Here is a 26,790-nt window from a genome sequence, read left to right on the forward strand (position 1 = left end):
TGGGTTGGCTTATAGCCAAGCGCAAGCAGCGCACTGATCGCCTCTTCTTCCGCGTTCGATTGACTTGATTGTGTCGCCGAATCCATCGGCGCGGCATCAGTATGTGGCGTGAACAAGTCGCCCGCCCCCCAGCCTTTGAGGCGATCCTTCATCTCAACCACCAATCGTTCTGCGGTTTTTTTGCCAACTCCTGGCAATTTGACCAAGGTAGAGACATCTTCTCGCTCGACACAGGCGACAAACTGACTCGCCGTCATACCCGATAAAATGCCGAGACCCAGTTTTGGCCCTACGCCATTGGCTTTGATCACTTCACGAAACAGCGCTCTCTCTTTGACGGTATTAAAGCCGTACAACAACTGCGCATCTTCACGAACCACAAAGTGTGTGTAGATGATCGCTTCTTCACCAATGTTGGGCAATTCATAAAAGCAGCTCATGGGCATTTGAACTTCGTAGCCTATCCCGCTGACTTCAATCAGCAGTTCTGGGGGTTGTTTCTCAATTAAAATGCCGCGCAATCGTCCAATCACTGGTTCGTCCTATTCGCTGTATAAAAGTGGTTTGATGATAATAAAGAACTGGATATATAGCCAGTAAAAAACTAGCGGTAGCGTCCTCGTCGTGCGCTGGTCGCTTTTCCCGCGAGCGCCACTAAGGTTTTGTTGGTATTGGCATGACAAATCGCCACACCCAGCGCATCGGCGGCGTCCGCCTGTGGTTTGGCTGGCAGTTTGAGCATCGACTGAACCATGTGCTGCACTTGCTCTTTATCCGCGCCGCCATTACCCACCACAGCTTGTTTAATCAGACGCGCAGCGTATTCGTACACCGGCAACTCAGCATTCACCGCCGCCACAATAGCGCTGCCCCGGGCTTGACCTAATTTAAGTGCGGAATCGGCATTGCGCGCCATAAAGACCTGTTCAATAGCGAACACATCGGGCTGAAACTGGGTGATGATCTCCGAAACGCCTGCGTAAATTTGCTTGAGCCTGCCGGGTAATTCCGATTCTGACGTGCGTATACAACCGCTGCCGAGGTAGTGAAGATGTCGACCTGTTTGGCGAATCACGCCATATCCGGTAATTCTTGAGCCCGGATCGATTCCTAAAATTATCGACATTGAGATCCTAGATTGGCAAAAAACGTCATTCTACCCAATCGATGGGGGAATATGTAGCGCAAAGCATCAAGACGGAGCGGTAATGATCGCGCGGCTCGATAAGCCCGCCTCAAGCGTCACTTCAATCACTTGCTCAGGCTCAGCGGTCAGCTTCTCGCCACTCCAATAATCAAACCAATACACTGGGTAATCGGAGGTCAACGTGACTTCTCGGCCGGTTTGGTGGTAGTTAAATAAGCAGTGTAAGTCGTTACGCTCAGTCAGTTTCAAAAACCCATGATGCAGGTTAAACGCGGTAAACTTGGCGGCGTCTTGATTGTGGTTGTGTCGCATCACCAGTTTCGCTAGGGTCTTTTTCGCGAATGTGGTGAGATCCGGTAGAGGGTCGCCAGAGAGCAGTAATCCGCCACTGGCTAATAACACATCACGATGGAATTCATACGCTTGACGTTCCGCTGCCTGATTGGGCAACGAGACCAGCGTCGCGCAATCGGGATCGATTTGCCACAGTTTGCGATGCTGCCAACTGCGGTAGAAGGTCTCTTTGGCGATTTGCTCAAATCGCCTTGGGTCTCGCTCGACATCATCGGACACGCGCATCGCATCAACCATGCCTAGCGACGGCCACATTGGGGCATTGCAGCCCAGTAACCACGCATCGCCAGCCCCTTGAGCAATGGCATCCATCCCCATTCGGTAGGCTTCCACCCCCGTAATGCCCGACTGCCAACGACGGCCTTTTAACGCTCCCCAATAGTTTGCATCAAGCTTAAACAGCTCAATCCCCCACTCTTCGCGCATGGTCTTAAACACATGGGTGAGATGATCTTGCACATCCGAGTGAGTCGTATCGAGCAGATACCAAGGCGTGCATCGCCAGCCCGCATAGGTGACGTCTTCTGCTTTCATGATCTGGCCATTGTCATGGGTGACAAACCAATCTGGATGCTGGCGAAAAATGGTTGAGTTGCCCTCGGCAATAAAAGGCGCGACCCAAATCGCGGGCTTTTTGCCGCTGCGCTTTATCTCCTCAATCAAGGACGCAAGCCCAGACGGAAACTGCGCAGATGGCGAGAGCCAATCGCCCATAAACGCTTGATAGCCATCATCAATTAACACGTACTCGAGCGGCTTAATGTTTTCTTTCATGCAGCGCACATTGTCGCGAATCTGCTGCTCTTTGACTTGCGCATAATAGGCATACCAAGAGCACCAGCCCAGCGGCGCGACACCATCAACACCTGCACGCGGTGGATGATGTTTGGCAATGCAGTCACTGAAGGTTTCATACAGTCCGGAAAGTGAGGGGCCTTGTAGCACAACAACCGATTCGAGTTCGCTATGGCTCCAATCACTAGGGTGGGTATTCTCGCCATCAATGTAAGCCGTGAGGGTGCGCGTACCCTTCTGCTCTCTCACCTCAAAATAGCCGGCGAAACGCCGACAAGAGGTAAAGCCAAACAAGGTGTAGCCCAGCGAGTCTTCGACCACCAAATAGTTGTAATAGCGTTTAGGTTCGTTGGATCCATAGAGCCGATAGCTCGCGCTGTTGTCAGGACAGCGACCGATATCCACCGGCTTGTCGATGGTGCCGGTGGTTTGAGCGAGCATTTGAAAGCCATCACCAAGTACCGTTGCCTGACGCTCAAACTGAAAATCCGTTGAGAACAGTGCGTAGTGTGAGCCGAATGGATCATTACTTAAGCCTTGGAAGCGAAAGTGGACTTCGTTGCCCTCTACCACCGCATCAAGATCGCGACTCGGCACATACAGCACCTGCTCGTTATCTAATCGAATCACTTGGCCCATCTCGTTACCTCTCACCACAACGATTGACATTACAGCACTGCTCACCGTGCCTGTCTAACCAACAAATCTATTACAAATCACACTTTTATCACTATATGTGATGGTTTTTGTTTTCGCCAAATTCGGCGCAACGAAAAATGCCGCTTCACAGGAAGCGGCATTGACCATACAAAACGCATTGAACGTTAGAACTGGTAGTTAAATTCGATACGGTGATCGCCTTTCGCGTAGTTGACGTTCTCGTTCCAGTTGGCAAAGTAGCGAACGTTGGCGCGTGGGTTGATTTGGTAAGAGACTGCCGCTTCGTGCGCGTACAGGGTATCTTCACCTGCACCAAAAGCATTGTCTTTGTAGAAACTTGAGCCAGACATGGTGCCTAGGTACATTGGGTTGTAGTTGATCCAGATGTTCTCAGTCACTTCGATTTTGCTGTACATACCCACAACATAGAAGGTGCCGTGAATGTCCCAGCGATCTTGCGCTTGGTTGTCTGTAACCGCATCACGATTTTCACCAAATGCGACACCTGCTCCTGCCAATGGGTAGAAGTTTACCGGGCCCATTTTAGGCAACGCTTGAATAAAGCTGTAAGAGGCGCTGCCTTGAGTACCCATTGCCTCGCCGTTTGGCTTTGTGTTTTGGAATCCAAGATTCACGTCCACCTGCGAGCCACGACCGTTAGTCATATCCACGCTGAAGTGGCGGTAGCGTAAACTATCGATGCTGTTGTCGTTGTCTGAACGTGTGCCGCCATTCCAGCCAAGATCTTCACCAAGGAAGCCTTTCACCTCTGCGATGTGCATCGCCATCGTGGTTGGATTGCCGGTGTCGTACGCTTGACCGAGTTTCAGGTTCAGACCTTTGTCGGTATAACCCACACCCGCCTGGGTATAGACCGCCAACGGATCCGACATGTCCTGCACATCTTCATTGGCTACTGCATTAAAGTGCACCAACGCCAACGCGCTCAGTGCGAATAGAGGTTTGTTGCTCATCGCCATCTCCACAAAGTTGTTCAGCGATGTCCCTTTCACTGATTATTGGAATTAAACGTGGCGAATTATGCGGTTATCGTGCTCGAACTGATAGGAATAACCATTATTCCCAAAACAGCGAGTTATCAGGTCACCAAAATAGGAAAAGACCAGCGCGATGCTGGTCTTTGCTGGCTACATGGGTGCTACATGACCTCAATAGGCCCACCGAAGGCGGTCACTGGCGGTAATGTGCCGGTGTATTTTTCGAAGTCCACCAGACAAGTGTTGGCAGAGGTCGCTTGCGCTAACTCAGAGGAAGGGATGTCTTGAGTCAGCGTATTCGGATCGCCGTAGGTATCCAACGCGCCCACTTTTTCGTTGAGTGGCCCATACCATGCGCCCTCTTCGATACGTACCACGCCTGGGGCGTAGCTATCGGTCAACACGGCGCCAGCAAGTAGCTGGCCTCGGCCGTTGAACACTCGGACCACATCGCCCTCTTTGATGCCTTTGCGTTTAGCATCAGTTGGGTTGATGTAGATAGGCTCGCGCCCTTGCACCGCGTAGGTCGCACGAAACGCTTCAGATTCACACATCTGTGAGTGCAGACGCTTGTCCGGGTGGCACGATTGTAGCCAGTAAGGGTACTGCTCTGAACCTGGGCCGCCGTGCGAGCGCTCGGATTTTTCAAACCACATCGGGTGCTCTTGGCAGAACTCATAGCCCATATTGCCGATGGTACGGCTGGTGATTTCAATAAAGCCCGATGGCGTGCCCAGCGCGTTGATTTCCGGGTCTTCACGGAACGAAGCGTGACGAACCCAAGGTTGACCTTGACCAAAATCGAGGAAACCTTGCTGCCAGAACACGTCAAATTCAGGCATGTCAAACTTGCCTTTGTTGGCTTCACGGCAGTTATCATAGAGCGATTTTACCCACTCCATCTCGCTCATACCACGCGTGTAATCCTCAGAACGGCCCCAACGGCGCGTCAGTTCCGTCATGATGTCAAAGTCGGTTTTCGACTGGAACAACGGATCAACCAGCTTATGCATAGCGATTAAGCCGCGGCCAGAGTACGCACCGTAACCATCAATATCGTTACGCTCAAACTGAGTACAGGCGGGCAAGACGATGTCAGCGTGACGGCAAGTGGCCGTCCAAGCAAAGTCAATCGCTACCACGGTTTGCAGTGTTTTGAACGCTTGACGCATTTTGTTGCGGTCTTGATGGTGATGCCAAGGGTTGTTGCCACTGAACACCATCATTTTGATGTCAGGCAAAGTGACCACAGCACCATTGGCGTTGATCTTCTTACCCGGCTCGAGCAAGGCATCCACCCAACGCGCCACCGGAATCACGCGGCTATAGCCGTTGAAATCTTGGTTGGTATGCTTTGGCTCTTGACCTTGATCGATATTGAGCGGAAACGATCCCGGCGCAGCAAATCCCGTCGAGGATACACCGATACCTGAGTAATGGTGACCGTAAGAGATACCGCCACCAGGCAAACCAATCTGCCCCACCATTGCAGCAATCACGGCGCACATCCAATATGGCTGCTCACCGTGCTCCTGACGTTGGATACTCCAACCGACCAAAATCTGAGTGCGACCATTGACAAGCATACGCGCAAATTGGCGAATCTCGTCGGCGGATGCGCCGCAAATCTCTGCCGCCCACTCGGGTGTTTTTTCGACCTTGTCTTTAGTCTTACCTTGCACGTAGTCAATAAACTCTTCAAAACCAAGGCAGTAGGTATCAATGAAGGCTTTGTCGTACAGATCTTCGTTGTACAGCACGTGCGCGATTGCAAGCATAAAAGGCACATCCGTTTGCGGGTGGATGTATTGCAACTCATTACCTAGATAGCGCGCAGTTTTGTTGCGTACTGGATCAACGGAGATGACATTGACGCGCTTCTGCGCGACTTTTTCTTTCAACTGCTCAAGATAGGCAAACGACTCGTGCGTTTCACATGTCCAGCCCACTTGTAGGTTTTTGACCGGATCGTTACCCCACAACACGATGTTGTCGCTGTTTTCGAGGATCAGCTCCCATGATGTGCCTTGCGCGTACACCTCGGTGGAACCCAACACATAAGGCAAAATAGTTTGCCCCGCGCCGGTTGAATAGTCGCCGACCTTTTTCACGGAGTAACCATGCAAACCCATCGCACGCTGCATATGGTTGTTACAACTGTGCATCTGACCGGTTTGACGCCAACCAGTTTGTCCAGTGTGCAAAGCCCAAGGGCCATACTCTTTTTGCACGCGTTCCAACTCACGATAGAAAAGATCCAGAGCCTCATCCCAAGTGACTCGAACAAAACGGTTGTTGCCGCGTGTATCGGTCGAGTACTTATGCTTTTTCAACCAATCCAAACGTACCATAGGGTAGCGTACACGAGAGGGACTGTAGATGATCCCTTTGACGCCATTCAGCATATCGGTTGGGTATTTATCGACTTCAAGCGGCTTGATTTCTTGTACTTTCCCGCCCCAGATACGGGCACGAAATGCGCCCCAGTGTGAGCCAGATACCTTCCAGGTACCATCCACTTCTCCGGCGTGCGCCGCAGCCGACGTCAGTAAGCTCGGCCCAATCAAGGAGGCAGCACTGGTTCCCGCGACACCTTTTAGAAAACTTCTTCTTGTGATTGCCATTATTTGTTACTCCATTGCCGCGAATTAGTGGTGACCATCTGAGAAATCAGAAGAGTGTTTTTGCAGGTATTTGAGCACCAAGGCTTCGGTATCAGTGTCAAAGTTGACGAAGGCAATCATGCCATCGAGCATCCCCACCCAGCCATTGGCACTAAAGTGCGCCTCATCAGGCTGCGTATGACACGTCGAGCAGTTGGTTTGATACGCTTGGCCGGCAGCGCTCCAAATCGGCTCGAAATCCGAGACCATCGACTCTTTTTTCATCCACAAGTCCACGGCTACTTTTTCCCATGGCAAACCCGTGAGTTCGTCTTCTTTGCTTTCCCCTGTCACCACTTGGTCACCTTGAGAAACATCGCGCGTCAAAATGGCCGTTGAGATGTTCATACCAAAGTCTTCTTGAATGACACGTCCAAAGCCTTTCGCCTTGCGCCAACCGTCGATCTCTACTTTGATCATGTCGCCCTTCGTTTCCACAATTGCCACTTGGCTTGCTGGGCTAAGTAGGCCCGCTTCGGTGGTCGCGCTTTCGTCGGTATAGAGAGGCAAGTGACGAATCGAAACCACAGAGTTGCCCACATTGTATGAGGTGCCGTTGGCGACCTGTTCAAGATCCCCCACAATGCCGCTCGCCGCTTCCATATTATTCGGTAAGTGGTGCGCAATGCCTTTGTGACAATCCACACAGCTTTGATCGCGCTCAGCCGCGGATTGCATTTGAATGCGCGCAGTGGGTGACATCAAATCAAAATCCATCGACTCGTAGTTGTGACAGTTTTTACACTCCAGTGATCCATTGGCCGAGAAACGGTCCCATTCGTGACGCGCTAACTCAAGACGGCGCGCTTCAAATTTCTCAGGCGTATCGAGATCACCAAACACCTGCGCAAACACCTCTTTGGAGGCCTGCATTTTACGTGCAATTTTATCCGTCCAGTTGTGAGGTACGTGACAGTCAGGACAGGTTGCGCGAACCCCTGAATGGTTTTTCCAGTGCGCGGTTTCTTGCAGCTCAACATAGACGTTGTCACGCATGGTGTGACAACTAATACAGAACTCTTCGGTGTTGGTCGCTTCTAGCGCTGTGTTGAATCCACCCCAGAAAATCACCCCAGCAATAAAGCCACCCATGGTGAGCACACCTAGGCTGATATGAACTGCAGGGCGAGTCATGGTTCGCCACAGCTTAACAATTAGTGCTTTCATCATTCTTTCTCTTTCATCTTATTCTTAACGTCAGTGACGGTTCTTGGTTTAACCGTGCATCACTCACCGTGCGTCATTAACCGTGCGTTCCCGGTGGTCCCATGAAAAAGACCTGTAGCATCCAGACGATGAATCCGTATCCACCCACCAGCACGACGCTCAACACGGGGAAAAGAATCACTGTGATGAAGAGGAACGATTTCCACTCCAAGGAGCGCTTTTCGCCACTCTCAATTTTGTTAACATTACTCATACATTTGCCTGCCCTGTCACTGATGCTCACTTTGAGCGCTGATCGATACGCACAAATTTCGTACAACGGATACACGTAATGGTAGACCACACATTCTGTGGGGTTCAATCGAATTCAAGCCCATCACAGCGACTATTCGACACTTTTTTGAGCTGATACAGAGATGTGATGGATTGCGATTTTATGTGTTAAATAAGGTGCATTTGTGAAGAAATATGAACAAGAAGAAAGAGTTAAAAAACGGTTACTCACATAACATTTCACTTTCAAATTGGCTTAAAAAACGTAAGCCTGAGCGCTCAACTTCCCAACAAATTGTTAAATTATTATTAATGAGAAACGGGAATGAAGGGCTCAATCCGAGCGCAGCGGCCAATCTGTCACAATGAACGCAATGGTGTAGAATAAACGCGAATATGGAGATGAATAATGAGCAGTGTGGTGGATATTCCTTGGCCCATTCTTGGGCTGTTTTTTCTTACTTTGAGCGTGCCGCTCTCTATCAGTCGCTACTATCAACTGAACATTGGCAAAGATGCGCTCATAGGCGTCGCGAGAATGACGCTACAACTGGCCCTGGTTGGGGTCTATCTCGAATACCTGTTTGAGCTCAATAGCGCGCTGGTCAATGTGCTCTGGCTCGCCGTGATGATTTTGATTGGCGCCAGTTCCATCATCAACAAAGCACGTTTACCTCGCCGCCCATTGATGGCGGTCGTCACCACAAGCCTCATCGTCGGCCTGACGCCAGTGTTGCTGATTATCACCGCTTTGGTCGTGAGACCCACGCCGTTTTATCACGCTCAGTACTTAATTCCCCTCGCTGGCATGCTTCTGGGCAACAGTTTGAGCGGCAATATCGTCGCGCTGCAACATTTTTACACCGCCTTTGAGCAGCGCAATACCGAGTACCAAGCGGCGATCTCACTGGGCGCGCTACCCAGCTTTGCTACCCTGCCTTTTGTTCGCGAAGCGATTCAAAAATCCGTGGCACCCACATTAGCCTCAATGACCACCAGCGGATTGGTCACGTTGCCAGGAATGATGACTGGTCAAATTTTAGGCGGAGCAAGCCCTATTATTGCGATCAAATACCAAGTGATGATCATGGTGGCGATATTTGTCATGATGACCATCTCCATTACCACCACGCTTCGGCTGAATATTGCAGTCAACTTTAGCCAATCGGGTCAAACACGGGTCAAAAGGATCGAGCCTGAACAAGAATAGATCTTATCCACAGATTCTGTGGATAACCGTGGTGATACCTAGCCTTGGTCGAGACGCAAAACGTCAATTTTAACGATTATAGAAAAATTCCTTTACTTTCATCCGAGTATGATTTATTTCGATAACTGTAATAAACAGGTCACAAAATGACCATAGGATGCAATCGGTAACTGCAAAGGAGTGTTGTTATGATAGTGAATCCATTACACCAAGTGTGCGATCAAGAAGAGGTAGGCAGTGAAGAGCTGCGTGATTGGCTGGTCTCTTTGCCCAAAGAACTGCTGCCATTTGATGAGCCCTATCATCAAAGCCTCGACTAATCAGAGACGATACGAAAAAACCTAGCGCGAGCTAGGTTTTTTGATTCAACTAAACATCCAAACGGTGTTTCTAAATGTGATCAAATTCAAGCACTAAAAATAAGGAAATAAGATTTAGCTTTCAGAAGTGATCATTGGCCACTAAAAAAGAGTGGTTGAGCTAACAAAACTCGCCGCAAGGCGTTGTTCTAACGGGGCTGGGCGCTTATGGTGAGATCGACGATAGAAACAGAAGGAAACCGTCTATGAAATACTCCAGCGAGCACCTTTCTGAACTGAATCTCTTACTTCAGTTCGATATCAGCAGCGCAGCGACTGGCATCAAAGTGCACCACGAGGCGTCGCAAGAGATGCAATCCGCGGTGGCTCGTCTGTATCAAAAGGGGCTTTGTACGCTACCTGATGGTGGCTACCTGACGGACGAAGGCATTGAAGTGGCCGAGCACGCTGATAAGATTCTTCGCGTGCTGTGTAGCTAGTTATCCGCCACGGGTAACTGAGTCACGTTACCCGGTTCTTGTTGTCTTTTCTGAACACTGGCCGCGATCGCCAGTGGATCGATTGTGGCGAGGCCTTGATTAAAGATGTCTCGCCACTTGCGCCCCTCTTCACTGTTGTTAAACGCCACAAAGAGATCTTTTTCCGCCAATAAGGTGGGGTTCATTCGCAATCGCTTTGACAATAAAGCGGAGCGTGAATCACGCCGAATCAAAAAATCGAGCACATTGGCATCAATCACCGCCGCATCCAATCGCCCTTTTGCCACTTTATAAACATTACGTAAATCATCGAGCGTCTCTTCCACTGTGAGGGAGCCGGAAGCGACCATCTGATCAAATTCTGGTGTGTTGACATACCCTTTCACGGTTCCAACGCGGTATTGAGTGAGATCGCTGAGTGTGCTCCAACGAATGGGTGATTGGGTGTTTTCCACCAGCCCTAGCGGACCGCGACCAATCGGGTCTGAAAACACAAACTCTTGTGTATCAAAATAATATTCGGGGAAGTAACCGATGTACTGGGCTTTGCGACTGGCCGTCGTCACCGTTCTGACCCAAGGCTTGAACTCAACCACTAACTGGTAGCCCATGGCGGCAAACGCTTCCTTGGCAATGGCGACGGAGACACCCTGCTCAATCAGCTCTTCACCTGAATACGGTGGCCAGTTGAGTGACGTCATCACGACACGTTGGTTAGCCTGTACTTGCCATGTCAGTAACAACAAAGCAAACCACCACTTGATCATCTTACCTTCCTTTTTCAACGCCCTAGCATTCAACGCCTTAGCAGCAGTCGCTATTCAAGCGGGTGACATTCAAGGTTTGGCGCCCATTGCCACCCATTGTCTCACTTTTAATATTAGCGTGATTGACTCAATTCGCTAGATTCATTTTGGCCAACACCTCTACGTAGCCTTGCGATACGGTTGCGAACACTTTCACAATGCTTTTCATTACACCTAACGCAAGATAGAGTAAAGGAAACAAATGAAGGAAGGATGTCATGAGTCATATAGCGGTTATTGGCGGCGGATGGTTAGGTCGCCCACTTGCTCAATACTTGGAATCCATTGGCCATCAGGTGTCGGTCAGCCGCACTAGTGAGGCGGGGGCAGATGAGCTCAAAGCAGCGCACCTCGATGGCTTTATCTGCCAGCTCGATAGTCCGCAGTCTGAGGTGGAACGCTCACTCAGCGCGATTCAACCTACGATCGTGATCGGCTGTTTTCCGCCAGGTTTTCGTAAAGGTAAGGGCGATGAATACGCCGAGCAGTGGAAAAAACTCGCCACAGCCTGTGTCAACATCGGGGTCAACAAGCTGGTGATGGTCAGCTCGACCACGGTTTACCCATCAGTGGCGAAAGAGATGTATGAGGACGACGCCACCTTAGCATTGGCCAACACGCACAGTACCTTTTCTGACAATGCCAAAATCATGCTCCGTGCTGAGCAACACGTTCAAGATTCTGGGTTGCGTTTTGCCATCGTTCGTTGCAGCGGTCTTATTGGCCCTGAGCGTCACCCTTCTCGATTTGCAGCCAAGCTTCGCCAAGTGAGTCGCCTTGCGCCCGCCAATATGATTCACCTACTTGATGCCATAGGTGCAGTCAGTTTTGCAGCTCTGCATGACAACAATATGGTGATCAATGCCACGACGCCAAATACCGTGAGCAAAGCGCAATTTTATCAAACTGCGTTAGAAAGAGCTGGGCTGTCAGAGCCCCTACCACCGATTGTCGATGTAGAAGATAAACGGATTATGGCGGACCGTTTGCTAGAGCTCGGTTATCGTTTTCATTTCCAACATACGCTAGAGGCGCTGTGAGTCACATCATGAGACTGTATCAACATCTAGAGCACCTATGGGCGTATATGAGACTCAACCAGCCATTAGAGCGTTGTGACGCTTTGTTGGTTCTCGGCAGTAATGATGTGCGTGTTGCAGAGCACGCCGCCAAGCTCTACCTCGATGGCTGGGCTAAGACGGTGATCTTTAGCGGCGGTGCTGGGCGCTTAACGCAAGGTCTATTTACCGATAGTGAAGCCGACACCTTCGCTCAAATTGCCATCGATATGGGCGTTCCACGCCGTGATATTGTGATAGAAAGCCAAGCCACGAATACCGGCGAAAACCTGCTATTTAGCGCGGATAAGCTCCAACAATTGAACATTCAGCTCGATTCGATCCTATTGGTACAAAAACCATATATGGAGCGGCGCTGCTACGCCGCATTTTTAAAACAGTGGCCTCTACCCTATCGGCAGGTGTTCGTCACTTCGCCGGCACTAACAGTCTGGGACTATTTCAATGAAGAGATTGACCTTGATACCACAGTGCGGGCAATGCTTGGCGATTTCGAGCGAATAAAAACCTATCCACAGCTTGGGTTTCAGGTCGAGCAAGTGGTACCAGATTCCGTCGAACAGGCGTATCGTGCACTCAAAGCCATCTTTGATTGAACGACAGTTTAGCCTCATAGCAAAACAACAAGGCCAGATCGCGATGATCTGGCCTTGGTCTTATTCGTGTTTGGATTTAGTGGACCGCTTCTTCTTGCTCGCCTAAGTATTTGAAGGTCAGCGCGTCGCCATCAAGATCGACTTTCACTGTGCCACCGTTAACTAAGGAGCCAAAGAGCAGCTCGTTCGCCAAAGGTTTCTTCAACTGCTCTTGGATCACGCGGCCCATTGGACGTGCGCCCATCGCCTTATCGTAACCTTTGAGCGATAGCCAGTGACGAGCATCATCAGAGACTTCCAATGACACGCCGCGTGCATCAAGCTGGGCTTGCAATTCAACGATGAACTTATCAACCACCTGATGAATAACATGTTCATCCAGGCTGTTAAACCAGATGATGTTATCCAAGCGATTTCGAAACTCAGGTGTAAAGACCTTCTTAATTTCTGCCATCGCATCATGGCTGTGATCTTGCTGAATGAGACCGATGGATTTCTTCTCGGTTTCTTTCACGCCCGCATTCGTGGTCATCACAAGAATCACGTTACGAAAATCCGCTTTACGGCCATTGTTGTCCGTCAGTGTGCCGTTATCCATCACTTGCAGTAACAAGTTGAAGATATCTGGGTGCGCTTTTTCAATCTCATCCAGCAAGACAACGGAGTGTGGATGTTTAATAACCGCATCGGTCAACAAACCGCCTTGATCGTAGCCAACGTAACCTGGAGGCGCACCAATTAAACGGCTAACCGAATGACGCTCACCATACTCAGACATATCAAAACGAAGCAGTTCGATACCCATAAGTTTAGAAAGCTGCACAGTGACCTCGGTTTTACCCACCCCGGTTGGGCCCGCAAACAAGAAAGAACCGACCGGTTTGTTGTCGTTACCTAGCCCTGCGCGAGTCAGCTTAATCGCCTCACTCAAGGCATCGATGGCATCGTCTTGACCAAACACCAGCATCTTCATCTTCTCATCCAAGTTCTGCAAAATTTCTTTGTCAGAAGAGGAGACGGATTTCTCTGGGATGCGCGCCATTTTGGCAACCATTGCCTCGATATCGGCCACACCGACGGTTTTCTTACGTCGACTGGCTGGGGCTAAGCGGCTGCGCGCACCCGCTTCATCAATGACGTCAATCGCTTTGTCTGGCAAGTGACGCTCGTTAATGTATTTCGCCGACAACTCAACCGCCGCACGCAAGGCTTTATTGGTGTAACGCACTTCGTGGTGCGCTTCATATTTGGGTTTTAGCCCCATCAAGATCTTGGTGGTGTCATCAAGCGAAGGTTCCACCACGTCGATTTTTTGGAAGCGACGAGACAACGCACGCTCTTTTTCAAAGATGTTGCTGTACTCTTGGTACGTAGTGGAGCCAATACAGCGTAACTTGCCACTGCTGAGGAGCGGTTTGATGAGGTTAGCGGCGTCCACTTGACCACCAGATGCCGCACCCGCACCGATGATGGTGTGAATCTCATCGATAAATAGGATGGCATCTTGCTCTTTTTCAAGCTGCTTTAAGATGGTTTTGAAACGTTTTTCAAAATCACCGCGGTATTTGGTGCCCGCCAGCAGCGAGCCGATATCGAGCGAGTAGATCACGCTGTTGGCGATGATCTCAGGCACTTGCCCTTCGACGATTCGCCACGCCAAGCCTTCCGCGATCGCCGTTTTACCAACGCCCGCTTCACCCACCAACAGTGGGTTATTTTTACGTCGGCGACACAGGACTTGGATAGTCCGTTCTAGCTCTTTATCGCGCCCAATCAGTGGGTCAATTTGACCTTGCTTCGCCACTTGATTGAGGTTAGTCGCGAAACTTTCTAGACGCTCTTCAGAGCCTGACTCTTCGACACTGTCACTGCCAAAGGAATCCGATGAAGAGGACTCGTCGCCCGAACTGGAGGCTTTGGTAATGCCGTGAGAGATAAAGTTGACGATGTCCAAGCGGCTGATGTCGTTTTTCTTCAACAGATAAGCAGCATGGGATTCTTGCTCGCTAAAGATAGCAACGAGAACATTCGCGCCAGTCACTTCGCTGCGACCAGACGATTGCACATGAAAAACGGCTCGCTGCAGCACACGCTGGAAGCTCAACGTTGGCTGCGTTTCACGGGTTTCGTCGTTATCAGGAATCAGGGGGGTGGTTTGATCGATGAAAATGTCCAACTCGGCACGAAGTGCATCGATGTCAGCCTGGCAGGCTTTCAATGCCTCTCGCGCAGCATCATTTTCTAACAATGCTAGCAGGAGGTGCTCGACGGTCATAAACTCATGTCGTTTGTCACGTGCACGTGAGAACGCGCCGTTTAGACTCGACTCTAATTCTTTGTTCAGCATAAGTACCTCCTAAATAGAACAACGATGGTTGCTCGAACAAACGTTACGCTTGTTCCATTGTACAAAGCAGGGGATGCTCATTTTCCTTGGAATACATTGTGACTTGCGCCACTTTGGTTTCAGCGACTTCCGCGGTGTAGGTGCCGCAGACCGCTTTACCTTCATAATGCACTTTGAGCATCACCTGAGTTGCCTTATCAATATCCATAGAGAAAAAACGCTCTAGGATTTCGATGACAAAGTCCATGGGGGTGTAATCATCATTGTTCAATACAACGTTATACATGGACGGTGGCTTAATTTCTGTTCTTTCTTGCTCCAGTAAGTCAGAATCTGGAGTCACCCATTCAAACTGCTTGCTCATGACTCTTCAACAATTAGGTTTATCTGGTTTCAGTTTACCACTTCATGGAAGAGAAGTTTTAGATTTTGCTCTTGTAATTTAGACCATTTAAGCACAACAAAAATTTCACGCTTACTTAGAGACTAATCCACCATTTCCAAGCCTGCAAATAAAAGATTTTTATTCTCTCAAGCCCTCTATCTGATTGATTAAAAAGAAGCCAAAATCGCTGAATTGTCAAAATCACCCCGTAGACTAGATATTGAAAACCGTTGCAAAAATGTAAATCTCAAAAGTGATTTGTTTGCAAATATGTAGAGTGTAATACGTTTTTTCTATTGACTGTGTTCAATCATTGGCTACATTGGTCAAATAGTGAGTAAAAATTTGGCAGCGGCTGAATGGAAATTCACTTTTTGTTTACACGTCACATTTTGACAACATTCAGCGCTAGACGGTCATCAAATGGCAACAGGAATGGCGGCAGTATAGAGCGGAGTTGAAATCGGTCGTGTAACCACCAACAACGTCAGTAAACAATGCATGAGGGATGTATAGCATGGCTACAGGTACAGTAAAATGGTTTAACAATGCCAAGGGATTTGGTTTTATCTGTCCAGAAGGTGAAGAGAGTGATGTGTTTGCGCACTACTCAACCATTCAAATGGATGGGTATCGTACTCTGAAAGCAGGCCAACAAGTCAATTTTGAAGTGGAAGAAGGTCCTAAAGGCTACCACGCCAGCGTGGTGACACCAGTGGACGCTCAACCAGCTAAATAACCGCTGCCAAAAAACTTCGCCCGATTCTTCGGCGCCGCAAATCTAACGCAATAAAAAACCCGCTCAGTCAGCGGGTTTTTGTTTATCGGTTCGCCAGTCTATTAGCGATTAATAATGCTATTGAGTGTTGCGCTTGGTCGCATTAGCGTCGCGGCCTTTTCAAACACTGGTGCGTAGTAGCCACCCAGATCGCCCGCGACACCTTGAGCGCCATTGAGCTCAGCGATAATAGCCTCTTCGTTGTCTTGCAACGACTTCGCAATCGGCGCAAACTCCGCCGCAAGCTCAGCATCAGCGGTCTGCTCTGCTAACGCTTTTGCCCAGTAGGTAGCAAGGTAGTAATGGCTGCCACGGTTATCAAGCTCGCCAACTCGGCGAGACGGTGACTTGTTGTTGTCAAGGAACTCACCGGTCGCCTTATCAAGGGCATCGGCCAGCACTTGCGCTTTAGCATTGCCTGTCACGACGCTGAGGTGTTCCAGTGACGCTGCTAATGCCAAAAACTCACCTAATGAATCCCAACGCAAATGGTTCTCTTTTTCCACCTGTTGAACGTGCTTCGGCGCGCTGCCGCCCGCCCCTGTTTCAAACAGACCACCGCCGTTCATTAGCGGTACGATAGACAACATTTTCGCCGAGGTGCCCAACTCAAGAATTGGGAACAAGTCCGTCAAGTAGTCACGCAGCACGTTACCTGTCACAGAGATGGTATCAAGACCTTCTTTAATGCGCTCTAGCGAGTATTTGCACGCCTCAAGTGGTGCAAGGATCTTGATCTCTAGACCAGAGGTGTCGTGCTCAGGTAAGTACGCGTTCACTTTTTTGATCAGCTGAGCATCATGAGCACGATTTTCATCCAACCAGAATACCGCAGGGACGCCGGTTGCGCGTGCACGTGTCACCGCAAGTTTTACCCAGTCTTGAATCGGTGCGTCTTTCACTTGGCACATACGGAAGATGTCGCCCGCTTCTACCGATTGCTCAAGCAGTACCTGGCCGTTGCTGTCAACAACACGGACAACGCCATCGGCATCGAGAATGAAGGTCTTATCGTGTGAGCCGTACTCTTCCGCTTTCTGCGCCATCAAACCCACGTTAGGCACGCTACCCATAGTGGTTGGATCAAACGCGCCGTGCTCTTTACAGAAATCAATCACCGCTTGGTAGATACCCGCGTAGCTGCGATCTGGAATCATCGCTTTGGTGTCTTTCTGTTTGCCATCAGGGCCCCACATTTGACCGGATGCACGAAGCATGGCCGGCATCGAGGCATCAACGATGATGTCACTTGGCACGTGAAGGTTGGTGATACCGCGATCAGAATCGACCATAGCTAATGGTGGTTGAGTTTCATACACAGCTTGAAGCGCGGCTTCAATCTCGGCTTTTTGATCTTGCGGCAAGGCTTCAATCTTGCTGTACACATCGCCGATACCATTGTTGACATCAACGCCGAGTTTCTCAAACAGCTCACCATACTTAGCAAACACGTCTTTGTAGTAGACTTTCACGGCATGACCGAAAATCACTGGGTCAGAGACTTTCATCATGGTCGCTTTCATGTGCAGTGATAGCAGCACATCTTTTTGCTTCGCGTCTGCAATCTCTTGCTCAAAGTACGCCACGAGTGCATTTTTGTTCATCACCGCGCAATCAATGATCTCTTTATCTTGCAGGGCGAACGGCGCTTTCAGTTGTTTTGTGCTGCCGTCTTTCGCGACAAATTCGATGGTCACTTTGGTCGCATGCTCGACTGTCACCGACTTCTCGCTACCGAAGAAATCTTTGTCATCCATACTCGAGACATGAGACTTCGACTCTTTTGACCACGCGCCCATTGAATGTGGGTTTTTCTTTGCGTAGTTCTTGACTGAAAGCGGCGCACGGCGGTCAGAGTTACCTTCACGTAGCACCGGGTTCACTGCACTGCCTTTGATCTTGTCGTAGGTCGCTTTGATCGCTTCCTCTTCGTATGTACTTGGCTCTTCAGGGTAGTTCGGCAGGTTGTAGCCTTTGGCTTGCAGCTCTTTAATTGCGGCTTTTAACTGTGGGATAGACGCCGAAATGTTCGGCAGTTTAATGATGTTGGCATCAGGTGTTTTCGCCAACTCGCCCAATTCAGCAAGCGCATCACCGATACGCTGTTCTGCCGTCAGATGCTCAGGGAAGCTCGCGATGATACGACCGGCGAGTGAAATATCGCGTGTGTCTACGTCAATGCCTGAGGAGGCAGTGAAAAACTGGATAATTGGCAGTAGTGAGTAGGTCGCTAGCGCTGGCGCTTCATCGGTGATCGTGTAAATAATTGTAGGCTTTTCTGTAGGCATGAAATTTCCCTATTTGTTCTGACAAACCCATTGGATGCATGGGCTTTTGTGGTCTGTCCGCGACAAGTAGATAATACCAACACGAATGTGGTTGCCTTGGTATCGTCATCCCCTCACTTGTTGCGATTTAGATGTCTCTTTTTTTGTTTGGCCATCGCCGTTGAAACTTTGTGTTTCGCTGACTCGGCGTCCATGAGAACGTAATCGTTATAATTAAACAAAATCGGCAAAATAGTCTATTATCTTGTGCGCCAATCCTGATTCGAGGCGCGCACATCATAGCGTAATTCGAGATAGATCGAAACTTTCGCCCACACTTCGTTTACATTTTTGCAAGGTAGTTAACATGTCACCACGCTCAAGACGCGAGTCTCAGCCCGCTTCACCACGCAACGGTCAAACACGTTTAAAACGACCGTTTGGCGCGCAAGATGCCAAGCGCAGCTCGTCTAAACATCGCAGGAAAAAGCCAAGTCAAAAAGCGAAGATCGCGCCATCAGAACGTAAGGTGATCGTCTTCAATAAACCCTATGACACCTTGAGCCAGTTCACCGATGGGGAGGGAAGAAAGACCTTAGCCGACTACATCGATGTTAAAGATGTGTACGCCGCTGGAAGACTCGATCGTGACAGTGAAGGGCTGATGGTGCTGACGAATGACGGCATCTTCCAAGCCAAACTGACCTCGCCCAAATCGAAAGCCCCTAAAACCTATTGGGTACAAGTAGAAGGCGAGCCGAGCGATGCGGATCTCGACAAGCTTCGCCAAGGGGTTGAATTAAAAGATGGCATGACACTGCCGGCCACCATCGAACGCATGGACGCGCCTGATATTTGGGAGCGCAACCCGCCGGTGCGTTTTCGCGCCTCCATTCCAACGACTTGGCTCGCCATCACCATCATCGAAGGTCGTAATCGCCAAGTCAGACGCATGACCGCGCACATCGGCTTCCCGACCCTTAGGCTTGTGCGCTACTCGATGGGTGACATCACGTTAGGCGATTTGCAGCCAGGCGAGTGGCAAACCGTCGACCTGTAATTGCCCTTGTTATAAATGATTCTTCGTTACCCTCTCAGAGTAACTTAGAATAAAAAAATACCGCTCAATTGAGCGGTATTTTTTGGTTTCGTCACCCGTAAAGGGATTACTCTTTATCTTTCGCTGCGGTCACTGCAATCGCTAGCTCTTCAAGCGCGGCAGGATTAGCAAGGCTAGGCGCATCGGTCAATAGACAAGCCGCTGCCGTCGTTTTCGGGAACGCAATCACATCACGGATGTTCTCGGTGCCACACAACAGCATCACAAGACGGTCGAGACCAAATGCAAGACCCGCGTGCGGCGGCGTACCAAATTTCAGTGCGTCCAATAGGAAGCCAAACTTCAGACGTTGCTCATCCGCATCGATGCCAAGAATGTCGAATACCGCCGCTTGCATCTCCGCGTTGTGGATACGAACAGAACCGCCGCCCACTTCGTAGCCGTTGAGTACCATGTCGTAGGCGTTAGAGTTCGCCGCTGCAGGGTTCGCTTTTAGCTCTTCTGCCGTCACACCGAGAGGCGATGTGAATGGGTGGTGCATAGCGTGCAGGTTGCCTTCATCGTCTTCTTCGAACATTGGGAAGTCAACAACCCATAGAGGCGCCCAAGTGCCTTCTTTTGTCAGCTCTAGGTCTTTACCCAGTTTCAGACGCAGTGCACCCAGCGCTTCAGCCACGATGTTCGCTTTATCTGCGCCGAACAAAATAATGTCGCCAGATTCCGCTTGCGTGCGCTCAAGGATGCCATTGATCACCTCTTCGCTAAGGAATTTAGCCACAGGAGATTGGATACCTTCCATACCCGCCGCACGGTCGTTGACCTTCATCCATGCCAAACCTTTCGCACCGTAGATACCAACAAACTCGCCGTAGCCGTCAATTTGTTTACGAGTGAGTGACGCACCACCCGGTACGCGAATCACAGCAACGCGGCCTTTCTCGTCATTGGCAGGACCAGAGAAGACTTTGAACTCAACGTCTTTCACTAGATCTGCAACGTCAACGAGCTCTAGTGGGTTACGTAGATCTGGCTTGTCAGAGCCAAAACGGCGAATCGCTTCGCTAAATGGCATGACAGGGAACTCACCGAGGTCAACGTTCAGTAGCTCTAGCCACATGTCACGAACCATTTTCTCTGTGGTTGCACGCACTTCGTCAGCGGTCATGAATGAGGTTTCGATATCGATCTGAGTGAATTCAGGTTGACGGTCAGCGCGTAAGTCTTCATCACGGAAACACTTAACGATTTGGTAGTAACGGTCAAAACCCGACATCATCAGCAACTGTTTAAATAGCTGTGGAGACTGAGGAAGCGCGTAGAAGCTGCCTTTGTGAACACGGCTTGGTACTAGGTAGTCACGCGCACCTTCTGGTGTCGCTTTGGTCAGTACAGGTGTTTCGATGTCTAGGAAGCCGTTGTCGTCTAGGAAACGGCGAACAAAGCTAGACGCTTTCGCACGCAGCTTGATGCGGTCGCTCATTTCAGGGCGACGCAGGTCTAGGTAACGGTATTTTAGACGTTGTTCTTCCGAGTTCTTTTGGTTGAAGTCTAGAGGCAGAACGTCGCTGCGGTTGATGATCTCAAGACCTTTCGCAAGGACCTCAACCTCACCGGTGGCCATGTCTTTGTTGACTTGGCTTTCTGGACGAACACGCACTTCACCCGTTAGCTTGATACAGAATTCACTACGAAGGGTATTCGCCACTTCGTACGCGTCCGCCATGTCTGGATCCACCACTACCTGTACGATACCTTCGCGATCTCGCATATCGATAAAAATAAGACCGCCTAAATCACGGCGACGGTTTACCCAGCCGCACAGTTCTACAGTTTGTCCTGCTAGGGACTTGTTCAGGTGACCACAGTAATGGGTACGCATAATGAAATTCCCAATCTCTCTAGTAATAAGTTGATGACGCCCTAGCTGACTGCCGCCAGAGCAAAGGTCCATTTATACGCTGAAAGTCATTTTAAATCGACTGTTGCAGCGACAATTTATTGCGTTTTATCGTGCTTTGATGATTTTTACACCAACAAATGGCCAAAAAAGCCGATTTCGCCGTCAAATTGACCCGATTATAACGCCAGATTACCTTTTTCTTCAAAACTCTCGTAGAGTAGAGACATCCGATGCGTATTGAGGGAAGTATGGACAAGTTACCACTAAGATTAGGCTTGACAATGTGGTCAAACAACCACTGGCAGCAGGCGTTTTATGGTAGTGGCACTCAAGCCTCACAACGCCTTGAAAAGTATGCTGAGGTATTCCATACCGTTGAAGGTAACACCACGTTTTACGCCACGCCAACGTCATCAACGGTGAGCAACTGGAAAGCCGCCACGCACGATGATTTTCGCTTTACCTTCAAGCTTCCCAAAGCCATCACCCACCAGCATCAGTTGCAAGGCTGCCAAGCACTACTTGCCGACTTTATGCGCATTATGGCGCCACTGATACCGCGCATTGGGCAATGGACTATTCAACTCCCCGCTGCCTTTGGACCGGAACACTTTTCACAGTTGACGACCTTCTGCGCCATGCTGCCACCGGACTTTCCCATCGCCGTTGAAGTGCGCCACCCCGCCTTTTTCGCCAAAGGTGACGCCGAAAAGCGACTCAATCAGTGGCTGCTGGAGCGCAATTACGATCGCATCATTATGGACAGTCGCCCTGTTTTTTCGACCCAGCCGGACAGGCGCTCCCCCTATTTTGCTGCCCTAATCGATGCCCAAGAGAAGAAACCACGCGTTCCCGTGCACGCCATTGCCACCGGAGCGCATCCTATGGTGCGTTTTATTGGCCATCCTGATGAACCACTCAATGACGCTTTTTTTACTCCTTGGCTCGATAAATTGCCGCAGTGGATAGGCGAAGGAAAGCAGCCTTACCTGATGATCCATACCGCCGACAACCTGGTTGCGCCCGAGCTAGCCGCGAAGCTCTATCGACGTTTGCAACAGCAGGTGTCATTGCCCGATTTAGCGCCATTTCCAAGCCAAGGCGACCACGCGCAAATATCAATGTTTTAAGTCACATGACAAGCGCGCAAAGATCTCATAAAATACGCGCCTTTTTTGACATCTGACGATGGCATGCTTGACTGTTTGCATCGGCCGTAGCGAGAGTGTGTGATGAACCCTAAGAGCAACCCAGATACCATTTTTTCGGCGCCAATCGACAAAATTGGTGACTTCACGTTTGATGAACGTGTCGCAGAAGTGTTCCCTGACATGATCCAGCGCTCGGTACCAGGCTACAGCAACATCATTTCAGCGATTGGCATGTTGGCCGAGCGCTTCGTTAAGCCTCACTCCAACATTTACGATTTAGGTTGTTCATTGGGTGCCGCGACCCTCTCTATGCGTCGCCACATACAGCAAGAAGGCTGCAAGATTGTCGCTGTCGATAACTCGCAAGCCATGGTTGAGCGATGCAAACTGCACGTCAACGCCTATCGCAGCGACACGCCTGTTGAGGTGGTTGAAGCCGATATTCGACACATCGACATCGACAACGCGTCTGTGGTGGTCTTGAACTTCACGCTGCAATTTCTCTCACCACAAGACCGCTACAGTTTGCTAGAGAAGATTTACGCGGGTTTAAGACCTGGCGGTATTCTCATTTTGTCCGAGAAATTTGTCTTTGATGATGTCGGCGCCAACGAGCTATTAATTGATTTGCACCATGACTTTAAACGCGCCAATGGCTATAGCGAACTCGAGATCAGCCAAAAGCGCAGCGCGATTGAAAACGTCATGCGTCCTGATTCCATCAAAGCGCATAAAGAGCGCTTTGCCAAGATTGGCTTTAGTAGTTTTGACGTTTGGTTTCAGTGTTTTAACTTTGGTTCTATGTTCGCGATTAAGTAGTCATCACGCGCATATGGTGTCCATCAACGCATAGTGTTGTACGACACCCATCTCCACATTTGCACGCGCCGAGTCCCTAGAGGCCGCGAGCAACCATAAATATCTAGGGGCATGCCTGTATCAACGAGGACCTTGTTTTCATGTTTAATTTTGCCGATTTCTATCAACTCATCGCTCAAGACACGCGTCTGCAACCTTGGCTGAATGTTCTGCCACAGCAGTTGACCGATTGGCAAAATGCCGAACACGGTGATTTTGGCCGCTGGTTAAAAGCACTGAACAAGATCCCAGAAGGCGCGCCAGATCAAGTCGATATTAAACATTCGGTGACGTTGAGCAATGACACGCCATTCCATGAGGGCGAGTTAAAGAAACTCGAAAACTTACTGCGTACCTTCCACCCTTGGCGTAAAGGGCCGTACACCGTACACGGTATCCATATTGATACTGAGTGGCGCAGCGACTGGAAGTGGGATCGTGTCCTCCCTCATATCTCTCCACTGAAAAATCGCAGTGTGCTGGATGTCGGTTGTGGCAATGGCTATCACATGTGGCGCATGCTGGGCGAAGGCGCGCGTCTTACGGTCGGCATCGACCCATCACACCTGTTTTTGATCCAGTTTGAAGCGATTCGCAAACTGATGGGCGGTGATCAGCGAGCCCATCTTCTGCCGCTGGGTATAGAACAACTGCCAAAACTGGAAGCCTTTGATACCGTCTTTAGCATGGGTGTGCTCTACCATCGCCGCTCGCCGCTTGATCACTTGATCCAACTTAAAGATCAATTGGTGGCAGGCGGAGAGCTGGTGCTCGAAACTCTGGTTATCGAAGGCGATGAAACATCCGTATTGGTGCCGACATCTCGCTATGCACAGATGCGAAATGTGTACTTCTTCCCTTCCGCCAAAGCGCTTAAAGTCTGGCTGGAACTGGTTGGCTTTGAACAGGTGCGTATTGTGGATGAAAACGTCACAACCACCGGTGAACAGCGCACCACCGATTGGATGACGCATAACTCATTGCCAGACTATTTAGACCCAAGCGATCCGAGCAAAACCGTGGAAGGCTATCCGGCGCCACGACGTGCGATCTTAGTGGCGAAGAAACCCAACTAGGAATTCCGAATTTCTTAAAGATTTGACAATACGTTAACGCATTTTTGCTATCGAATCGTTACTCTCCAAACCCTTACTTTCTGCCGCCTAATACGCCCAGTCAGTAAGGGACTATTTCTTTGTTTTTATCTCTGTTTTACTGCCCAATTTAGGTTGATTAATGTTTTCAAGATTGACTCCGCTTGTCGCCCTTGCTGTGCTTTCAGGCTGCGCGACAACTGACGAAAAGCCGTACCATCAAGAAACACTCGCCGCGATTTCAGCGCAAGAAACCTCTCTTAATAACAAGCTCGAAAACATCGCCCTGCAACTGAGCAATCAGTCCGACTACATCGAAAGCCTAGAGAGCCAAGTCTTGGTGTTAGGTGGTGAGGTGGGTGAACTGAAAAAACGCGTCAACACACCGAGAAAAGCACAAACCACACCCAAAGCGCCCACGCAGAAAATTGTCAAGGTTGACCCAAGTAACCGCATTGTGCTGGGAGAAATCGAGACGGTCACCATAGACAACGTCTCACAACGTTTTGACGCCCGAGTTGACACCGGCGCTGCGACCTCGTCACTCAATGCTGTCGACATTGCGGAGTTTGAGCGCAACGGCAAAAACTGGGTTCGCTTCCACCTCTCCGATGGTGTCACAGAGTTAAATGATGACAACTGGATCGAAGCGCCCGTGGTTCGCCATGTCAAAATTCGTCAATCCACCAATGAAGAACTGGAGCGACGAGTCGTGGTTGAACTTTGGGTCAAACTTGGAAAAATTCATGAAAAAGCGCAGTTTACATTGGCAGATCGCTCTCAAATGAGTCATCCTGTTCTTCTAGGTCGTGAATTTATCCGTGACATCGCCGTCGTCGATGTCAGCAAGAAGTACATTCACACGGAAGTTGCAAAAAAATAATAAGGTAACGGTATGACGTCAAAAGTCCCTTTTTATATTTCAGTGGTTGTCCTGATCTGCGTAGGGATTGCGCTGAGTCTATTTCGCCATCAAAGTTATGGTGTTCCTTGGACGCCAGGAGAAACGCGCCAAGTCTGGGATATCGAGGCTCGTATTGAATTTAATGCGCAAAATAAGCCCGTCAAAGCCTCCCTTGCTGCGCCTCATACACAATCGGGTTTTACCCTGATTAGCGAGTCGTCGTCTTCTCCAGGCTATGGTGTTTCCTACATTGACACCGAAACCGGACGCCGTGCTGAGTGGTCCATTCGCCAAGCGAGCGGCGCGCAGACCATCTACTACAAAGCGCAGTTTTTGGTTGACCCGCAAGCCGACGTCGACCCGATTCCACCCGTTGCCGCCACCACCAAACCCACTTTCGATGGCCCTGTCGAAGCGGCGGCTAATGCATTGATTGAACTCGCTAATCAACGCTCTGCCGATGACATCACCTTTACCCGTGAACTGATCAAATCCATCAACGATTCAGACAGCCAGAACGCGGCGTTAATTCTCAATCGCATGTCTAAAGTTGAAGCGGTTAGCAAACTGCTCGCCTATGCGGATATCCCAAGTAAAGTCGTCGGTGTTATCGAGCTGGAAGATGGCCGTCGTCGCCAAAGCATTCAGCAGATGAACCAAGTGTGGGATGGCAAAAGTTGGGTGCTGTTCAACCCAAGCAAAGCGAGCCAAGTCACCGCAGAGAACATTCTGGTGTGGGATGAATCGAACGTCTCACTACTTGATTTGATTGGCGGTCAAAACAGTCAAGTCCACTTCTCCATGATTGCTCAGGAAGTCTCGCCGTCTCAAGCGACGATGGACAAAGTGCAAGCCGACGGTTTACTCAACTTCTCTATTCATAGCTTGCCACTAGAAGAGCAAGCCATGTTCAAAACCATCATGCTGATCCCAATTGGCGCCTTGATTGTGGTTTTCTTACGCGTGCTGATTGGTCTGAAAACCTCCGGCACCTTTATGCCCGTTCTGATTGCGGTCGCCTTTGTGCAAACTCAGCTTGTGACCGGTATTGTCGGCTTCCTATTGATCGTCGGTACTGGCTTGGTTATCCGCAGCTATCTCTCTAAGCTCAACCTGCTTTTGGTGGCGCGGATTTCGGCGGTCATCATCACGGTGATTATGATCATCTCGGTGTTTACCGTGGTGGCATTTAAGATTGGCTTGACCGAAGGTCTCTCGATCACCTTCTTCCCAATGATCATCCTATCTTGGACTATTGAACGCATGTCGATTCTCTGGGAAGAGGAAGGCGCTAAAGAGGTAGTATTGCAAGGTGGGGGCTCGCTACTGACTGCTGTACTGGTCTACCTAGCGATGACCAACCCTTACATTCAACACCTGACCTTTAACTTTATTGGTCTGCAACTGATCGTACTGGGCGGTATTTTGTTACTCGGTACCTACACTGGATACCGTCTGACTGAGCTGCGTCGCTTTAAGCCATTAGCGGAGGACTGAAC

24 protein-coding genes are annotated in these 26,790 nt (G+C 49.8%); 12 read left to right on the forward strand and 12 right to left on the reverse strand.

What is annotated here, in order from left to right:
- From ruvA to torE, 7 genes are all read right to left on the reverse strand, one after another.
- On the reverse strand, positions 1-533 hold a 533-nt coding region (gene ruvA / locus AC6R0L_RS10295; RefSeq protein ID WP_500629067.1), incomplete at its 3' end, for a Holliday junction branch migration protein RuvA.
- A 71-nt stretch (positions 534-604) separates the two neighbouring features.
- A complete protein-coding gene (ruvC, locus tag AC6R0L_RS10300) occupies positions 605-1,126 on the reverse strand; it encodes a crossover junction endodeoxyribonuclease RuvC (protein ID WP_487902666.1) in 522 nt (173 codons plus the stop codon).
- 66 nt (positions 1,127-1,192) lie between these two features.
- On the reverse strand, positions 1,193-2,935 hold the full coding sequence (locus AC6R0L_RS10305) for a glycoside hydrolase family 36 protein (protein ID WP_500629109.1): 1,743 nt from the start codon (positions 2,933-2,935) through the stop codon (positions 1,193-1,195).
- 185 nt (positions 2,936-3,120) lie between these two features.
- On the reverse strand, positions 3,121-3,936 hold the full coding sequence (locus AC6R0L_RS10310; protein ID WP_500629110.1) for a hypothetical protein: 816 nt from the start codon (positions 3,934-3,936) through the stop codon (positions 3,121-3,123).
- 179 nt (positions 3,937-4,115) lie between these two features.
- The gene (gene torA / locus AC6R0L_RS10315) at positions 4,116-6,578 is read right to left on the reverse strand and encodes a trimethylamine-N-oxide reductase TorA (protein WP_500629068.1); all 2,463 of its coding nucleotides are present in this window, start codon (positions 6,576-6,578) and stop codon (positions 4,116-4,118) included.
- A gap of 24 nt (positions 6,579-6,602) precedes the next feature.
- Positions 6,603-7,784, reverse strand: a complete 1,182-nt coding sequence (gene torC / locus AC6R0L_RS10320; RefSeq protein WP_500629111.1) for a pentaheme c-type cytochrome TorC — start codon at positions 7,782-7,784, stop codon at positions 6,603-6,605.
- A gap of 76 nt (positions 7,785-7,860) precedes the next feature.
- Complete coding sequence (gene torE, locus AC6R0L_RS10325; RefSeq protein ID WP_334550978.1) at positions 7,861-8,037, reverse strand: trimethylamine N-oxide reductase system protein TorE; 177 nt, start codon at positions 8,035-8,037, stop codon at positions 7,861-7,863.
- Between the two features lie 429 nt (positions 8,038-8,466).
- On the opposite strand from torE, the gene AC6R0L_RS10330 reads away from it, so the two are divergent.
- The 3 genes from AC6R0L_RS10330 (at position 8,467) to AC6R0L_RS10340 (ending at position 10,066) form a co-directional block, all read left to right on the forward strand.
- On the forward strand, positions 8,467-9,267 hold the full coding sequence (locus tag AC6R0L_RS10330) for an ABC transporter permease (protein WP_500629069.1): 801 nt from the start codon (positions 8,467-8,469) through the stop codon (positions 9,265-9,267).
- A gap of 188 nt (positions 9,268-9,455) precedes the next feature.
- A complete protein-coding gene (locus AC6R0L_RS10335; RefSeq protein ID WP_487902670.1) occupies positions 9,456-9,587 on the forward strand; it encodes a hypothetical protein in 132 nt (43 codons plus the stop codon).
- A 245-nt stretch (positions 9,588-9,832) separates the two neighbouring features.
- Positions 9,833-10,066, forward strand: a complete 234-nt coding sequence (locus AC6R0L_RS10340) for a TIGR02647 family protein (RefSeq protein ID WP_334550984.1) — start codon at positions 9,833-9,835, stop codon at positions 10,064-10,066.
- Here the strand turns inward: AC6R0L_RS10340 and AC6R0L_RS10345 are convergent.
- Complete coding sequence (locus AC6R0L_RS10345; RefSeq protein ID WP_500629070.1) at positions 10,063-10,833, reverse strand: substrate-binding periplasmic protein; 771 nt, start codon at positions 10,831-10,833, stop codon at positions 10,063-10,065. The genes AC6R0L_RS10340 and AC6R0L_RS10345 overlap by 4 nt on opposite strands.
- A 257-nt stretch (positions 10,834-11,090) precedes the next feature.
- Between AC6R0L_RS10345 and AC6R0L_RS10350 the strand changes: the two genes are divergently transcribed.
- Both AC6R0L_RS10350 and AC6R0L_RS10355 read left to right on the forward strand, forming a co-directional pair.
- Entirely contained in the window at positions 11,091-11,912 is an 822-nt protein-coding gene (locus tag AC6R0L_RS10350; protein WP_500629071.1) for an NAD-dependent epimerase/dehydratase family protein, read from the forward strand.
- Between the two features lie 8 nt (positions 11,913-11,920).
- On the forward strand, positions 11,921-12,547 hold the full coding sequence (locus AC6R0L_RS10355; protein WP_500629072.1) for a YdcF family protein: 627 nt from the start codon (positions 11,921-11,923) through the stop codon (positions 12,545-12,547).
- 76 nt (positions 12,548-12,623) lie between these two features.
- Here the strand turns inward: AC6R0L_RS10355 and clpA are convergent, their stop codons facing one another.
- Together clpA and clpS are read right to left on the reverse strand one after the other, a co-directional pair.
- Entirely contained in the window at positions 12,624-14,894 is a 2,271-nt protein-coding gene (clpA, locus tag AC6R0L_RS10360) for an ATP-dependent Clp protease ATP-binding subunit ClpA (RefSeq protein ID WP_334550990.1), read from the reverse strand.
- A gap of 43 nt (positions 14,895-14,937) precedes the next feature.
- Positions 14,938-15,258, reverse strand: a complete 321-nt coding sequence (clpS, locus tag AC6R0L_RS10365) for an ATP-dependent Clp protease adapter ClpS (protein ID WP_334550991.1) — start codon at positions 15,256-15,258, stop codon at positions 14,938-14,940.
- Between the two features lie 538 nt (positions 15,259-15,796).
- On the opposite strand from clpS, the gene cspD reads away from it, so the two are divergent.
- Complete coding sequence (gene cspD / locus AC6R0L_RS10370; RefSeq protein ID WP_334550993.1) at positions 15,797-16,018, forward strand: cold shock domain-containing protein CspD; 222 nt, start codon at positions 15,797-15,799, stop codon at positions 16,016-16,018.
- 101 nt (positions 16,019-16,119) lie between these two features.
- Here the strand turns inward: cspD and AC6R0L_RS10375 are convergent, their stop codons facing one another.
- The gene (locus AC6R0L_RS10375) at positions 16,120-18,345 is read right to left on the reverse strand and encodes an NADP-dependent isocitrate dehydrogenase (protein WP_500629073.1); all 2,226 of its coding nucleotides are present in this window, start codon (positions 18,343-18,345) and stop codon (positions 16,120-16,122) included.
- Between the two features lie 346 nt (positions 18,346-18,691).
- Here AC6R0L_RS10375 and AC6R0L_RS10380 point away from each other — a divergent pair, with 346 nt between their 5' ends.
- Positions 18,692-19,384 carry a pseudouridine synthase gene (locus AC6R0L_RS10380; RefSeq protein ID WP_334550996.1) on the forward strand — a complete coding sequence of 231 codons (693 nt, stop codon included), beginning with the start codon at positions 18,692-18,694 and terminating at the stop codon, positions 19,382-19,384.
- Between the two features lie 106 nt (positions 19,385-19,490).
- On the opposite strand, the gene aspS is transcribed toward AC6R0L_RS10380, so the two are convergent.
- The gene (aspS, locus tag AC6R0L_RS10385) at positions 19,491-21,263 is read right to left on the reverse strand and encodes an aspartate--tRNA ligase (RefSeq protein WP_500625835.1); all 1,773 of its coding nucleotides are present in this window, start codon (positions 21,261-21,263) and stop codon (positions 19,491-19,493) included.
- Between the two features lie 269 nt (positions 21,264-21,532).
- Here aspS and AC6R0L_RS10390 point away from each other — a divergent pair, with 269 nt between their 5' ends.
- From AC6R0L_RS10390 to AC6R0L_RS10410, 5 genes are all read left to right on the forward strand, one after another.
- The gene (locus AC6R0L_RS10390) at positions 21,533-22,414 is read left to right on the forward strand and encodes a DUF72 domain-containing protein (RefSeq protein ID WP_500629074.1); all 882 of its coding nucleotides are present in this window, start codon (positions 21,533-21,535) and stop codon (positions 22,412-22,414) included.
- Between the two features lie 102 nt (positions 22,415-22,516).
- On the forward strand, positions 22,517-23,254 hold the full coding sequence (gene cmoA, locus AC6R0L_RS10395) for a carboxy-S-adenosyl-L-methionine synthase CmoA (RefSeq protein WP_487902693.1): 738 nt from the start codon (positions 22,517-22,519) through the stop codon (positions 23,252-23,254).
- 140 nt (positions 23,255-23,394) lie between these two features.
- On the forward strand, positions 23,395-24,369 hold the full coding sequence (gene cmoB, locus AC6R0L_RS10400) for a tRNA 5-methoxyuridine(34)/uridine 5-oxyacetic acid(34) synthase CmoB (protein WP_334551001.1): 975 nt from the start codon (positions 23,395-23,397) through the stop codon (positions 24,367-24,369).
- 160 nt (positions 24,370-24,529) lie between these two features.
- Complete coding sequence (locus AC6R0L_RS10405; protein ID WP_500625833.1) at positions 24,530-25,270, forward strand: ATP-dependent zinc protease family protein; 741 nt, start codon at positions 24,530-24,532, stop codon at positions 25,268-25,270.
- Between the two features lie 12 nt (positions 25,271-25,282).
- Positions 25,283-26,788 (forward strand): inactive transglutaminase family protein, encoded by a 1,506-nt coding sequence (locus tag AC6R0L_RS10410; protein ID WP_500625832.1) that lies wholly within the window; start codon positions 25,283-25,285, stop codon positions 26,786-26,788.
- Positions 26,789-26,790 lie beyond the last annotated feature (2 nt).

The sequence above is a fragment of the Vibrio sp. R15-SG3-ISO1A genome, assembly GCF_059833955.1.